Here is a 15190-nt window from a genome sequence, read left to right on the forward strand (position 1 = left end):
GGAACGAAAAAGGAATAACAAGATCATGACCATGATTACTGAAGAAACAGCAAAAAAATTGCTGACCAAAGTGCTTTCGTTCTCTAAAGCAGACGAATGCGAATGCAATCTCAATGGCCGCAGTGCCGGTAATATCCGCTACGCCAGAAACACGGTTTCCACAGCAGGTGAAGAGAGCGATGTTGTACTCATTGTTCAGTCTACCTTTGGCAAACGCATTGGTGTAGCCAGCATCAATGAATTTGATGATGCATCGTTAGAAAAGGTGGTTCGACGTTCTGAGCAGCTGGCTAAATTAGCGCCTGAAAACAAAGAATATATGCCAGTATTTGGCAAACAGGAATACCTTGATACACCAAGTTTTGCACTGTCGACCGCCAGTGTAACACCCGAGGACCGTGCTGATGCGGCCGGGGCGAGCATCATGCCGTCGAAGAAGAACAAAATGGTTTCCTCAGGGTTTCTTGAAGAAGAGGTCACCTTTGCCGCCATTATGAACAATAAAGGCCTGTTTGCTTATAACACGGCAACCAATGTGGATTTCTCGGTAACTATCCGTACCGAGGATGGCAAAGGATCAGGCTGGGCAAGTCAGGATGTGACCGACGTTAAAAAACTGGATACTGCTAAAGTATCGCAAATTGCCATTCAGAAGGCCGGAGGGTCGGTAGGTGCTAAAGAGATGGAGCCGGGCAAATATACGGTCATTCTTGAGCCTGCCGCCAGTGTGCAGTTATTGCAAAATATGGGGCGTAACTTTGATCAGCGATCTGCTGACGAGGGGCGTAGCTTTTTGAGCAACAAGCTTGACGAGGGTGAAGAAGGCCCAACTAACAAACTCGGGCAAAAGATGTTTGATGAGCGCGTGCATATCTACAGCGATCCTCAGCATCCGGAGGTACCCACAGCACCATTTGGCCAGGATGGATACCCTCTCAAACGTACGGACTGGATTAAAGAGGGTGTTATTACCAACATGCCTAATTCACCGTACTGGGCGAAGAAAACCGGCATGCCTTATATACCCTACGGTAGCAATATTATTATGGCAGGTGGCGACGAGTCCCTTGAGGATATGATCCAAAATACCCGTCGTGGTGTTCTCGTCACCCGGCTTTGGTACATACGCTCGCTGGATCCACAAACGCTGCTCTACACCGGCTTAACCCGGGACGGCACTTTTTATATTGAAAATGGCAAAATCAAATATCCAATCAAAAACTTCCGGTTTAATGAGAGCCCCATTGTGATGCTGAATAACATTGAAGCATTAGGTAAACCGGTAAGAATTAATGGCAACATGATCCCGCCAATGAAGATTCGTGACTTTACCTTCAGCAGTTTATCTGATGCGGTATAGCCTTTTTCTTCGGTCACGTCAGGCGTGCTGAAGCGCCTGATGTATTAATTCGTTTGTCCAACTATGTCATACAGCAGAAGAGCGATTCTAAAATCCAGCGGTGCCCTGTTTTGTACTTTGGCAATGCCAAAAGTTGCAAGGGCACTGGAAGGTGCTGATTACGATTTTTATTTTACCCGTTTAAGTTATGAGTCAGGGGATTGGGAAGTCGATGAGAGAATGCCGGCCAATGTGCTCAATTCGTTAATTGAATACACCAGCTTACGGGTTGATTTAAAAGAGCGGATTGTACCGCTGTCTGATCCGACAATGCTGACTGCGCCGTTTTGTTATATGGCCGGTCATCGGTTGGCCCAGTTTAATCAGCAGGAACGAGAAAACTTCAAACGCTACGTTGAAAACGGCGGTTTTGTTTTTGTCGATGACTGCAATCATGACATCGATGGTATGTTTGCGCGCACCTTCGAAGCGCAAATGACAGACATTTTTGGCTCGCAGGCGCTACAGAAAATCCCCAATGATCATCCACTCTACAGTGCGTTCTTTGAATTCGATGGCCCGCCAAGAACGTCCGTTGAACTCAATGGCTGGGGGGATGATTTAGTGCATGATTACCTCAAAGCTATCCAGGTTAATGGCAGAATTGGCGTGCTTTACAGTAATAAAGACTTAGGCTGCGAATGGGATTATGACTTCAGAAACAAACGCTGGTTAAAAGTCGATAATACCCGGTTTGCGGTGAATATTGTGGTGTATGCCATGACGGCGTAGATGCGCCACCTGATTAGGAACAACAGTTTTGGAAACACTGACCCAGCAACAACTACAAGAGTTATTGGCTCGACTTGAGCAAGTGAGTGATGAAATCGGCAAGGTCATTGTCGGCCAGCAAACAGTAATAAAACAATTATTAGTGAGTATTCTTGCCGGCGGGCATTGCCTGCTGGAGGGCGTGCCTGGACTGGCCAAAACCCTGATGGTCAGTTCGCTGGCTAAAACGCTGGAACTGGATTTTCAGCGCGTGCAGTTTACGCCCGATTTAATGCCCAGTGATATTATCGGTACCGAGATCCTCGAAACCGATCATGACTCTGGTAAACGCTTCTTCAAATTCCAGCAGGGACCGGTTTTTACGCAAATTCTGTTGGCCGATGAAATTAACCGTACGCCTCCCAAGACCCAGGCAGCGCTGTTGGAAGCCATGCAGGAAAAAGCCATCAGCTACAGTGCTCAACGTTACGAATTGCCCAAGCCGTTTTTTGTGCTGGCAACACAAAACCCGGTGGAACAGGCCGGCACCTATCCGTTACCCGAGGCGCAGTTAGACCGCTTTTTAATGTATGTGTCAGTGGGTTACCCCAGTGCTGACGACGAGGTAGAAATTTTACGTCGCACCACGGGCTCACAGCATACAGAACTGCAAAAAATCCTCAGTGGAGATGACATCATCGTGCTGCAAAAATTGGTGCGTGATGTTGAGATTTCGGAACCGCTGCTCAGTTATGTCAGTCAGCTTGCCCGCAATACGCGCACCAATACTGATACGCCCAGTGTCAGTGACACGGTTAATCAGTTTGTGCAATGGGGCGCAGGCCCCCGGGCCGGGCAAGCCCTGGTATTGTGCGCCAAAGCGAATGCCCTGATTGACGGGCGTTTTGCCGTTACATTAGATGATATTCAGGCCGTTGCTTACCCGGTACTCAGACACCGGATTTTACTGAATTTTCAGGCCGAAGCTCAAAATGTCACGGCCGATCAGGTGATTGGCGCTTTATTAAAAGATGTGAAAACACCTGCTAGCCCCTTAAGCTGACAGCGCAATGCATTCGTTAATCGATCCGCTGACATTTTCACGTATTAAAGACCTGCCGCTGGTGGCTAAGACCATCGCGCAAGGTTTTTTGCACGGCTTACACAATAGTGCACAGCGCGGAACCGGCGTCGAATTCAGTCAGTACCGGGTGTATGAGCCGGGCGATCCGTTATCGCGGGTAGACTGGAAGCTTTTTGCGCGTTCCGATCGTTACTTTGTGCGCGAGGCAGAGCGTGAAAGTGACATCAATGTGTATCTGGTTCTGGATGCCAGTGCGTCAATGCTGATGCAAAGTCGCAAGCCCAAAAAATCTCAGGCAAACACAGGTGCTGACAGCATCACAAAGTTAGATTACGGCCGTTACTTACTGGCCAGTATTGCCTACCTTGCGCATCAGCAGGGCGATGGCGTAGGGCTGATGGGCATCTCTGGTAAGCAGGTAGACTTTTTACCGGCACTGAATACCCAACAGCATTGGCAAAAGCTTCTGTTACAGCTAGCTCGTATCACCAGTGGCGATGCTTTTCCCAACATTGACGTGATGATTAATCAAATCGCCAGTGTGCGCCAACAGGGAATTGTCATCGTGGTCAGCGATTTTTACCAACGGCATCAGGAACTCACCGAATTTATGCAGCAGTTGGTAAGCCCCAGAACCGATGTAATTGCTGTGCAGCTGGAAACCCAGGATGAAGTTGAATTTAGCTATACCGGTCAGGTTCGTTTTGAAGATCGCGAAACCGGGGAGCATAAACTGGTGAATGCCAGCCAGGTAAAATCCGCCTATTTACACGCCCGGGAAACTTTTAACCATACCCTGGCTAACCAGCTGCAAGGTCAACGGATCCAGTTGTTACGAACCACCATCGAACAGCCTTTGGATAACGTGCTTTATGATTTTCTGCTTGCCCGTGGCAAGGCGGGTAGACCATGATGTTGAGTAGCTGGCGATGATGAGTTGGTTAACCACCTATTTTGCTAGTCCCATAGCGCTATTAGGCTTGCTGGCTATCAGCATTCCCATCGTTATTCATCTGTTGAGTAAAAGCAAAGCCAAACCGGTGCTCTTTGGTCACCTGGATTTGATCCCGTCAGGCAAGCAAAAACCGGTAACCCAACTTACCATCACACAATGGTTACTGCTGTTATTGCGGATTTTAATGCTGGTGACGCTTACGTTGCTGCTCAGTCAGCCACTGCGGCCAGAGACGTCTTCCACAAATCCTCAGCAAACAACACTGTTAATCACATCGCAGTGGCTAGATTATGCCGATAAGGCACAGCGGGATGCACTGCTCGACAGATTAAGTAACGGGGCGCAAGCCCTGTTAGCCGGTCATCCTTCCACGCCGCTAAGTGCCGAGCAGATCCAGAACTGGCAGGCGAGGGAAGATGCAGATAACCTGATAAATCTTTGGAGCACAGTAGACGATACGCTTAATCATACTGCGGGCCGGATTGCCGTTTATCACACCGGGAAGATTGAGCAGTTCAACGGGCCCAGAACGATACTAACGTCCACGTCAGAAAGAGTTGAATGGCAGCAGCTTGATGTACCTTTTGCCGACACTGAGGTTAGTTTAATTAAGCCCATCAGTATCGGCGTTATCGAGTCTGATGAGCCTGATATTAATTTACGCTTGCAAAAGGCGTTATCGCTAATTAAGCAGTACGGTATCAAAACGCTGTCATGGCAAAAAGAGCCGCTTGAGCAGCAAGCCGACTTCAGCCAGTTTGCGCTGTGGATTGATATCAGAGAGATGACGGTCTCCAGTCAACATTCCATTGTAGCGGTGCCACCAACGCGTGTTAATGCGCCTGATTTTCCGTTGTGGCTCGCCAATCAGCTTTTGCTCCTCTCCGGACAACAGGAGCAACGGGTTTCGCCGGTCCTCTCTGCCCAGCAAATTCAGTATCGCGCTAAATTGCCTGATAACGATACCGTCCTGGCAGTGCCTGCGATGCATTCTGGTTATCAACGCGATGATCCCGCGCGTTCTGTTGTGCCGTGGCTGGCGACGTTACTGTTACTGTTATTTTGCGCTGAGCGACTGGTCAGTGAGTATTTTTCGCCTGCTGGTAAGGAGACGCGCCAGTGAGCCCATCGCAGCCGTCAGTGCTTAATCTACTGCAAGCGCGAATTAAAAGGGCGAGGCGGGCATATATTCGCCGGCTTTCGCTGCGTATCAGTGCTGTGGCACTGGCTGTAGGCGGGCTCACTTTTATGGTTAGCGAGATGTGGTGGCTTGCTCTACTGCTCACTGCGCTAACCGTTGTGTTGTGGCTTGCTATCGAATTGCCGCGTGGTGCATTAAAGCAGCTTCATACGGAAAGTGTACTGCTGCACCTTAACCAGCAGTTTGCTGTTTTGCAGCACAGTGCCCAGCTGTTATTTCAGCCGGTGCAGTCAGACTCTTTGTTAAAAACCTTACAGCGTGAGCGCGCAGAACAAGCGTTACAGTCTTTGCTGAAAGATCCTCAGGTGCAGTTACTGCCTGTCTATCCGTGGCAGCTAGCTGGATTGGCAAATCTGTGTGTTATTGTGTTGATTGCAGGGCTGATTCTGGCTCCGGGCTATTTCAACCTTAAGAGCGGGTTAACTCCTGAGCAAACATCCTTCCCCGATAACTCAGAGACATTGTCTCAGATGTCGCCTGGGCCGGCGGTTATTAAAGGTATTCTGGTAAGCATTTCATCGCCAGCTTATACCGGGCAAGCTGATATGCAGCAAACAGGTCTGGACATCAGTGCCGTTGCGGGCAGCACCGTTACGTGGCAGCTAACGTTTAGCAACCCTGAGCAGTCTTACTTTTTACAATTAGCCGGACAGCCGGACATGGCGTTTGAGCGACAAGGCAACGACTTTGTATTAACCCTGCAGGTTACACGTTCTGGTGTTTATCATATCAGTGATAAGCAGGGGATCATTGGTAGCATACACAGTATCGCTGTTACGGCGGATGATGCGCCGAAAATTCGTATTACCGAGCCCACATTAACTATTACTACATTTGCAAAAACGGCGCAGCCAGCGCCCGTATTGAGCGCGCAAATTAATGATGATTTTGGTATTGGCAAGGTTGATATACTTGCTTCGGTGGCAAAAGGGTCGGGCGAGTCGGTAAAGTTTCGCGATGAGATATTTCAGTTCGACACCATTGAGCGTGAGCCTGGCATGTGGCGCGTTGAAAAGCAGTGGGATTTTAGTCAGCTGGATATGGAGCCAGGCGATGAAATCTACTTTACTGTGAGAGCCTGGGATAATCGCACGCCAGAGCCACAGCTGAGCCGCTCGGAAACCAAGATACTGCGCTGGCTCGACGATGAAGAAGCGCTGGCCATGGGTGACGGTATTTTAATTGATTTTATGCCGGAATATTTTAAGAGCCAGCGACAAATCATTATCGAAACCAAACAACTGATTGCCGATCGGGGCATATTATCTGACGCTGACTTTGCCGCAACCTCACGCTCGCTTGGCCAGTCTCAAAGTGATTTAAAGCTCAAGTACGGGCAATATCTGGGCGACGAGTTTGACGATGGCAGTGGTGCCCATCAAATGGAAGACGGCGTTGGCACACCGCATATTGACGTTAAGGATGGCGATCACAGTGATGAAGATGAGCATGATGACAGCCCGCAAGTGGCAGCGGGCAACAGCGCACTAACCCATCATGAGCATTCGTCTGAGCCCGAATCACAAGATACCGACAAGACGGGTTATCAGCAGATCATTGAGCAGTTTGGTCACTCCCATGGTGATACCGATATTGGCGTAATAGGCACATTAAGTCCTAAGGCGCTGATGAAACGGGCGATAGCATTTATGTGGGATGCTGAACTTCAGTTGTTATTGGCTGAGCCGGAGCTCGCTTTGCCTCATGAAGAAAACGCTTTAATCTATCTTAACCGGGCGCGAAAAGCTGAGCGAATATACATAAAACGCCTTGGGTTTGAACCGCCGCCGGTAACTGAAAAGCGTCGTTATCAGGGCGATCTGAATGATATTCTGAGCTATCAGCGTTATCGGGATGCAGATCCTGATGATCCCTATACCAGCCACCTGACACACCTGTTAAATGCGTTAAACCAGGCCAGGCAAACCATAGCAACCGAAAAGCACGCAGAGCTGGCGCTGGATTCAGACTTATCAGCCAGTATTGAATTTTTAAAACCGGCCTTTATTGAGCAGGCCCAGACCCGTCCCGCCATGGTCAGTCACGTCGCTACGCTGGAGAAAATGCAGTTGGCGGGCAGCCTGTGGGTGAGTGATTGCGGTGAATGCATGAGCCGGTTGTATAACGAGTTGTGGCAGCAACTGGCACCGTTAGCAATCCCAGGCCAGTCAAATTCCGGCTACCGTCCCGTCAATCCGATGGTCAAAGCCTATAGCGAACATTTGCTCATTACAGATAAGGAGCAACCATGATCAGCTATGTGGGTGAGTCTGTTCATATCGAGCTACTCGGAAGGCTACCTTCATCATGGTTACTGCCTCTTGCCATCCTACTCATCGTGTGTGGGGTGGTTTCAATAGGTTTGGTGTTTAACCGGCTTAAACTGCGCAAAGGCCGTTTAGTGCTTGTGACCGGGCTGAACCTGCTTGCCTGGTTATTGCTGGTTGCCATACTGAGCCCGGTGCAACTGCGTGACGACGAACCACGTCAAACCGTTTTGGTTACTGCCAGTGCCGCACCGCTTAGTGAAGCGTTGTTTGCTGACATTAAGCCGGATGCATCCTTGTGGTTTACTCAAGATGCCTGGTTAAGGCTCTCACAAACGACTTGGCTTCAGCAATACGACATCCAGCGCCCGAATATAGTGCGTGAACCCGAAGATATTATTTGGGCCGAGCCGCAATTGCAGCATCTTCGGGTAGTAGGCGATGGCCTGACGGCGCAACAATGGCAACGACTTAGCCATCGTAAAGCGGGCAAATCTTCAGCAATCACGGTTTCCCTGGACAACGTGAATACAGTCACCGGCCCCGTGTCTATGCGCTGGCATCGGCGACTAAGCCGCGCTCAGTGGCAGCATGCCAGTGGTGTGTTACAGGTTGCCCCTGGCCAGAGCGAAGGCAATCTGCAGCAAACCTTGTATCAGGTGCAACTTAAAGATCCGGCGGGGCAGGTTGTGGCACAGCAAACCGTGCGAGACGGCGAGGCCTTTGATTTGGTGGTTAACGTAAAAACCGAAGGCCTGTGGTTATACCAATTACAGCTTTTTAACGCCTTAAGTGAGCAGCCTGTTGCTGATGAAACCGTGGCCTTTGAAGTGAGCCGCCCAACGCTGGCAAAACTTTTGATTCGTCAATCAGCTCCTTCATTTGAAACACGACATTTAAAAAACTGGGCGGTTGAACAAGGCGCGCAACTAACGGTTGAAACCCAAATCAGTAAAAACCGTTATATTTCAGAACACGCTAATTACCCTCAGGGCGAGCGCAGTAACAACAATGCTGCAAAAGTGGATTCACTGGATTCGCTTAGTGCACTAAACCAGTATGATTTGGTGATCATGGACAGTCGCAGTCTGATAAACCTGACTGACAGACAGAAAGGAAATCTGGAGAGTGCGGTTAAGGGCGGTCTGGGTGTACTCGTTATTGGTGATTCAACACTGTTCACAGAGAACACCATGCCAGCCTTGCTGGACGCATTTCAGATTCGTCGTAATGAAACCGGTAATAGTGACCAAAGCTTACTGAGCTGGCAATTTGATCGGGCAGGGGTGCCGCTGAATGTCCTGCCGGCTGAGATATCAACCCGCAATGGCTTTAGTTTGGTGCGCGGAGCGGACGGTCGTGTGGTTGCGCCTGGTACTTATTATGGTTTGGGAAAGGTGGCGATTAGTCTTACCAATAAAACTCATCAATGGCGTACCGCCGGGCTGGCGCCGCTGTTTAGCCGATACTGGCACTACCTGATTGAAAAACTGGCCCGCCAGTCCGGAGCACTTTATGTGCTTCCGATAGAGGATGGGCATCTGACTCAGGTAAGACAACCACTTGCACAATGTTTTGCTGCCAATACTGATTTACAGCGCGATATTGATAGCTATGCCTTTGGTTATCAGGGGCCGGAGAATACCCCGATAGCGTTGTTGCCTCAGGTTGACGAGGTAAACCAGAATCTTGCCTGTAGCACCGTTTATCCGGCTTACTCTGGCTGGCAACATACTCACTTGTCTAACGCAGCTGAAACCGTCTCCCAGTCGTTTTACGTTTATAACCCCAACGACTGGAAGGCCTGGCAACAGCAATTAAAACAAACTGCCGGGCAGCGTTTTTTACGAGCTAACCCAGCAACGGCCAACCAGAGTGTCTGGTCAGAACTTTCGCTGTGGCCATTTTGGTGGGGCCTGTTGCTGGTTTGTTCGTTACTCTGGATTGAACGTAAATTTTAACTCGTCTTACCGGCGTTTAGTGGGCGAGCGCTTTTTGTCTTCGTTACCGTCTGGTTTGTGCCAGACTTTGATTCTTCCTGCTGGTTTGGCTGGATTTTCTGTTTTGTGCTGAGACGAGGCTGAACGCTTGGGTTTGGTTTTTTTCTTTAATGACTTTTTCACCGCGGGTGAGTTTACCGGCCTGTCATTGTCAGTGGTCGGGTTGGCCACATCAGGCCGCAATTTGCGGGCTAAGCCAAGTAAGAAATAGCGTAATACCTGATCGCCGCAGGGTTTGAAATTACGATGGTCAGGCTTACGGAAAAACGCCGACATTTCGCCCTTACTCATGTTGAAATTGCCAAGCTTCATCACTTCCAGCATATCATCGTCACGAAACGACAGGGCAATTCGTAGTTTGCGTAAAATTTCGTTATTGCTGAGGTACTCGCCCTTGGCCAGTTGCGGTGGTGGCGCATCAGTCTGAGCTCCGCGCATTTTAATAATCAGGCCATCCAGAAACATGGCCATCACGCTATCACGACAAGGCAGGTAACCGGGTTCTTCTTCTTTTTTCATATTGGCTTTCAGATATTCAATATCCATTTTATAGCCAGCTAACTGAAAGATATTTATGGCTGCAATATCATCTATTCGAAGTGCAAAGCGCACCCTGCGTAAAACATCATTGTGATTCATATAAAAATTTATTGTGTGTAAGACCTGTCAGGTCGTTATTGTGGGCCAATCAACGTAAGGAATGTCATATCCGTTGCTGTTTAAGGCGAGTTTAAGGTGGCGGGATGTGCCAGCTCACTGGCTTATAGTATATGTTAAATCTCGCGGTTGGATATGATTATGTTTTTTTACTGTGTGGCTTTGCCTAATTGATGTGCTCCAGTTGTCATCGCGGTAATTTATTCTCGACGTGTAAAACACTGGTATGGCTCTTGAATAACTCAGGTATCTCTATTTAAACCACAATTTTTTGACAGCAGAAGCCAATATGAATACAAAAACACTGATCCGCAATATCGAAAATCTTTCTGCCACGCTTAACCAAAAACAGTTAGCTGCATTTTTGGATATTATGGATGCCGTCGCTGCAATGGCGACAGAATCTCAGGAACTATCCAGGAAAGACAAATTGGCAAGTACGACACCGTTATCGTCAGTGAGCAAAGGATTACACTAATATTGCCCGAGCTTGATTTCATCTTTGCTCTGATTATGGCGTGACGTTCACGCAAGCGGTTGTCATTTATTGCGCAAGTACGCGCACAGCTGCTTATGCGAGAAGCATAAAGATGGCCAATGCAGGAGGGTTAACCCGCAGGTTAGCCCTTTACCTTTTCTGAAGGTGATTTTTTGTTTCTTTGCCTATTAAATAGGCGCAGCAACATCATCCCTCCCAATCGATTCACCATTTCCATTCATTAGCGGTTCTTGTCACCAATCTCAAAAAAGTGAGCCATGGTGTTTAAATAACAGGAATTATGCTTTTCCTGCTAAATAACTATTGATTGTCGTTTCAACCAACAGTAGTGTAATAAAAATAATAACTATTATTAATTAGCCTTACGGTGACTAATTCTTTTAGCCAGTAGTAATGTGAGGAGTCTGCCTAGCCAGATTGGCTATGCCGCTAATGCCACCATGATATTTCCATTCAAACGAAAAAATGCAGAGGCAAGTATGCCTCATGCGCAAACCCCCATCGAAAAATCTGAAATTAAGGCTTTTGAAGCCAATGTTGCGATGATTCGCTTTACGCCGGATGGCGTTGTGCTTAATGCCAATTCGCATTTTTTAGATTTAATGGGTTATTCATTACCTGAAGTCAGTGGTCAGCATCACAAACTCTTTTGCGACAGCGAGTTTGTTCGGTCCAGTGAATATAAGATGTTCTGGCAGGACCTGGCTGGCGGTAAAGCGGTAAAAGGATTATTTAAACGGTTAACTAAAACCGGGCAGGCTATTTATCTTGAGGCCAGTTATTTTCCGGCTTTAAACGATGCCGGCGAAGTGTTTGGTGTGGTTAAGGTGGCGTCAGATGTCACTCAGAGAGAGTTGGCTAAGCAGGTTAATGACGACGTGCTCCGTGCGCTAAATGTTTCCCAGGCAGTGATTGAGTTTACGCCTGAAGGTTATGTTATCGATGCCAATGATAACTTTCTGCAGGCGATGGAATATGACGCTGATGAAATAAAGGGGCAACATCATCGAATGTTTTGCGAGGAAGGGTACTACCTTAAACACCCGGATTTCTGGCAAACACTGAAAAATGGTCAGCATCTCACTGGGCGCTTTAAACGCAAAACCAAATCGGGGCGCGAGCTGTGGCTGGAAGCAACTTATAATCCGATTAAAGACCGGGATGGTAATGTTGTTCGCGTAGTAAAATTTGCCAGTGATATCACTCAGCGCGTGGCCAGCACATTTGAGGCTGTTGAAGCAGCAGCGGCTACATCAGCGCAGACCAATGACATTACGTCTACTGCTATTTCCGTGCTTAATGAAGCAATGGATACGTCCCGTACCATTGCAGCGGATATAGACACAATAATGCAACAGGGCAATAGCCTGACCACTCAGTTTAAAAGTATCACCGATATTGTTGCCACTATTCAGAATATTGCCGATCAAACCAACCTGTTGGCGCTGAATGCTGCCATTGAAGCCGCCAGAGCAGGCGATGCCGGACGCGGTTTCTCGGTGGTGGCAGGTGAGGTACGAAGTCTGGCATCCAGTACGTCTCAGGCAACCGATAATATCGCCAGAGTAGTGCAGGAAAACCACCGTCTTATTGGCAGCATTGTCAGCGCTTTAGCCGGCGTGTCGGCAACGGCGACTGAGGGTGAAGAGAATATGAAAGAAGTGTCAGCCGGATTAAATGATGTCAGCCGTGGTGTGAGTCAGTTTGTCCGCTTGGTAGACGAGTTTAAACCCTGATGAAGCTTAGCTGACAAAATGGGTTTTACATCTGAGTCTGGATGGATTACGTGAAATTATATAGTAAATTAAAGGCTTAATGATTTATCATACAAATAATTCTGTTTTTTCCTGCCAGGAATCAAGTTGTATCTCAGGCAAATTTATTGGATTAAATTAGCGAAAACAGTGGTGTTTTAGCTTTATGCTGTGCAAGGAGGCGTCATGGACGGAAGTAATGTAACTTCGCTATCCCAACAAAATCAGTTTCGTAATCTGGTAGACAGTACCTACGATCCTGTCATTAGCACAGATCTTGACGGTCGGATCATTACCTGGAATCCGGCGGCAGCAAGTTTTTTTGGCTACAACGAAAAGGATATGCTCGGGAAAAATGTCCAGTCGCTATTTCAACCGGCGAAACAGCATTCACCAGGCTGTGTGGAATACTTGTCAGACGGTCATAGCGTCCAAACGGTTTTCAACAAAGATGGTAACGTTATAAAAGTCCCTCTCACCGTGTTTTCTGTAAAAGACACAGAGGGGAAACTGATATCAAAATGTTTTGTGATAAGAGCCCAGGAAACGCTGCACAAACCTGCCCATTTGCTTAAACAGTTCGAAGCTATCATCAATTCATCAGATGATGCCATTGTGAGTAAAACACTGGACGGAACGGTTACCAGTTGGAATAAGGCCGCAGAGAATATCTTTGGGTATAGCGCTCAGGAGATGTTGGGGAATAAGCTGTTGATTTTGTTTCCCGCGGATAAACACGACGAAGAAAGACAAATTCTGCAAAAAATTGCCATTGGTGAGCGTATTGACCACTACCATACGGTTCGACGCCATAAAAGCGGCAGACTTATTCATGTTTCGGTGTCAATTTCACCAGTACATGATGAGTTTGGCCACGTGGTTGGTGCCGCCAAAATAGCCCGGGATATTACCGAAAAAGTCGAAAATGAACGTACACAAGCGTTATACAAGGCTTTAGTGTACTCGTCGCAGGACGCTATTGTTTCTATTACGCTGGATGGCCATATCGAAAGTTGGAATGAGGCTGCTGAAGACATGTTTGGCTATAGCCGGGCACAAATTTTAGGTCAGAAGATGCACATTCTGTTGCCATCTGAGCGCAGAGCAGAAGAAGAACATCTCATTCATCGTGTACGCAGTGGTGGCGCGGTTAATCACTTCAGAACCGTCAGAAAATGTAAGAATGGTGAGCAAATTTATGTCTCGGTTTCATTGTCGCCAATTGTTGATGATAACGGTGTAACTACCGGTATTTCTAAAATTATACGGGATATTACCTCTGAAATAGAAAATGAGGAAATTATCTGGAAACAGGCCAATTTTGACGTGCTGACAGGCCTACGCAATCGCTCCAGCTTTGAGCGAACGGTGAGTAATTTTCTTAGCTCAGCCGATAAAAACACATCACGCTTTGCCCTCATGTTTATCGATTTGGATAATTTTAAAATATACAACGATACCTATGGCCATGCTTTTGGCGATAAAGTGCTGATTGAAGTCGCTAACGTGTTGGGCTCAACCATTCGTCACAGTGACGAACTGTCGCGCTTTGGCGGCGACGAATTTACGGTTTGTTTAAACTCCTGCCATTCTGTGGCGATTGCTGAAAGCGTCGCTAAAAATATCGTCAATAACATCACTGAAATTCGTAAAGTAGATGGGATTTCCGTTGCGTTGACTGCCAGTATCGGTATTAGTTTTTATCCTAATGACGGTGAAGAGCTGATAACGCTGCAGCAAAAAGCGGATAAGGCCATGTATGAAGCCAAGCATAAAGGTAAGAACCGGTTCAGAATATTTTCTGAGTTACTTAATGCCGAGTCCCACGAAAATTATGCCATGGTTGAAGAGTTGAGCCTTGCTATAGAACGTAACCAGCTGTCACTCGCTGTTCAGCCCATTTACAGCAGCGAGGATTATCGGTTGGTTAAAGGGGAAGCGCTGGTGCGGTGGCATCATCCCCAGTTTGGTTCGGTTTCGCCGGAGGTTTTTATCCCGCTGGCAGAAAAACATGGTTTGATTCAGCAAATAGGTAATTGGGTATTGGCTGAAAGCCTGAAAAAACTACCTCACTGGATTGATGTTTTCGGGAATGACTTTCAATTAAGCATTAACAAATCTCCCTTCGAATTTTACGACCATGATGACTGTATGTTGCTGCTCAAGCATTTACTCCATGAAAATGGTCTTAGTGGCTATAATCTGATAATCGAGATCACCGAACATTCGTTACTGGAGCATACTGACGTCACCGAGCGTATCCTGGCCTCTTACAGTGCGCTGGGCGTTAAAATTGCTATCGATGATTTTGGAACAGGCTATTCATCGCTGTCTTATTTAAAACGGTACGTGGTAAATATTCTTAAAATCGATCGCTTGTTTGTCGCCGAAATGACCGCAAATTCCATCGAATATCAGTTGTGTAAAGGCATTATCAATCTGGCAAAAAGTATCGGTGTTCAGGTTGTTGCCGAAGGCGTAGAAGATGATAGCCAACTGGCATTGCTGTTAAGCATGGGCTGTGAGTTTTATCAGGGGTACTTTTTCAGCAAGCCTGTGTCGGTGGCTGAGTTCGGCCATTTACCCGGGCGGTTTAATCATGTGCCTGAAAATTTAGCAGCACAACCCCGTTAGGTTAAGTAGTCTGGCAGGTTAAAACGCAG

General features: G+C 47.5%; 11 protein-coding genes. 10 read left to right on the forward strand and 1 reads right to left on the reverse strand.

The window, feature by feature from the left end; translation table 11 throughout:
* Positions 1 to 25 precede the first annotated feature (25 nt).
* The 7 genes from BFC17_RS02670 to BFC17_RS02700 all read left to right on the forward strand — a co-directional run bounded on the left by BFC17_RS02670 (position 26) and on the right by BFC17_RS02700 (position 9578).
* Positions 26 to 1360 carry a TldD/PmbA family protein gene (locus BFC17_RS02670; RefSeq protein WP_070174906.1) on the forward strand — a complete coding sequence of 445 codons (1335 nt, stop codon included), beginning with the start codon at positions 26 to 28 and terminating at the stop codon, positions 1358 to 1360.
* 123 nt (positions 1361 to 1483) lie between these two features.
* A complete protein-coding gene (locus BFC17_RS02675) occupies positions 1484 to 2131 on the forward strand; it encodes a DUF4159 domain-containing protein (RefSeq protein ID WP_373287165.1) in 648 nt (215 codons plus the stop codon).
* 28 nt (positions 2132 to 2159) lie between these two features.
* Positions 2160 to 3173 carry an AAA family ATPase gene (locus BFC17_RS02680; RefSeq protein ID WP_070174908.1) on the forward strand — a complete coding sequence of 338 codons (1014 nt, stop codon included), beginning with the start codon at positions 2160 to 2162 and terminating at the stop codon, positions 3171 to 3173.
* Between the two features lie 7 nt (positions 3174 to 3180).
* Complete coding sequence (locus BFC17_RS02685; protein WP_070174909.1) at positions 3181 to 4107, forward strand: DUF58 domain-containing protein; 927 nt, start codon at positions 3181 to 3183, stop codon at positions 4105 to 4107.
* Positions 4108 to 4123: 16 nt separating this feature from the next.
* Positions 4124 to 5272 carry a BatA domain-containing protein gene (locus tag BFC17_RS02690; RefSeq protein WP_083271539.1) on the forward strand — a complete coding sequence of 383 codons (1149 nt, stop codon included), beginning with the start codon at positions 4124 to 4126 and terminating at the stop codon, positions 5270 to 5272.
* A complete protein-coding gene (locus tag BFC17_RS02695; protein ID WP_083271540.1) occupies positions 5269 to 7602 on the forward strand; it encodes a DUF4175 family protein in 2334 nt (777 codons plus the stop codon). The genes BFC17_RS02690 and BFC17_RS02695 overlap by 4 nt, the downstream gene beginning before the upstream one ends.
* Positions 7599 to 9578, forward strand: a complete 1980-nt coding sequence (locus BFC17_RS02700) for a hypothetical protein (protein WP_070174911.1) — start codon at positions 7599 to 7601, stop codon at positions 9576 to 9578. The genes BFC17_RS02695 and BFC17_RS02700 overlap by 4 nt, the downstream gene beginning before the upstream one ends.
* 6 nt (positions 9579 to 9584) lie before the next feature.
* Here the strand turns inward: BFC17_RS02700 and BFC17_RS02705 are convergent, their stop codons facing one another.
* Positions 9585 to 10256 (reverse strand): YehS family protein, encoded by a 672-nt coding sequence (locus tag BFC17_RS02705; protein WP_070174912.1) that lies wholly within the window; start codon positions 10254 to 10256, stop codon positions 9585 to 9587.
* Between the two features lie 307 nt (positions 10257 to 10563).
* On the opposite strand from BFC17_RS02705, the gene BFC17_RS02710 reads away from it, so the two are divergent.
* The 3 genes from BFC17_RS02710 to BFC17_RS02720 all read left to right on the forward strand — a co-directional run bounded on the left by BFC17_RS02710 (position 10564) and on the right by BFC17_RS02720 (position 15161).
* Positions 10564 to 10752, forward strand: coding sequence for a hypothetical protein (locus BFC17_RS02710; protein WP_070174913.1), 189 nt, complete (start codon positions 10564 to 10566; stop codon positions 10750 to 10752).
* A gap of 416 nt (positions 10753 to 11168) precedes the next feature.
* Positions 11169 to 12509, forward strand: coding sequence for a methyl-accepting chemotaxis protein (locus BFC17_RS22890; protein WP_280513531.1), 1341 nt, complete (start codon positions 11169 to 11171; stop codon positions 12507 to 12509).
* Positions 12510 to 12713: 204 nt separating this feature from the next.
* Positions 12714 to 15161: a PAS domain S-box protein gene (locus BFC17_RS02720; protein ID WP_070174914.1), complete on the forward strand. Its 2448-nt coding sequence runs from the start codon at positions 12714 to 12716 to the stop codon at positions 15159 to 15161.
* The last annotated feature ends 29 nt before the right edge of the window (positions 15162 to 15190 follow it).

It is taken from the genome of Marisediminitalea lipolytica, from assembly GCF_001758465.1.
Classification (GTDB): domain Bacteria; phylum Pseudomonadota; class Gammaproteobacteria; order Enterobacterales; family Alteromonadaceae; genus Alteromonas; species Alteromonas lipolytica.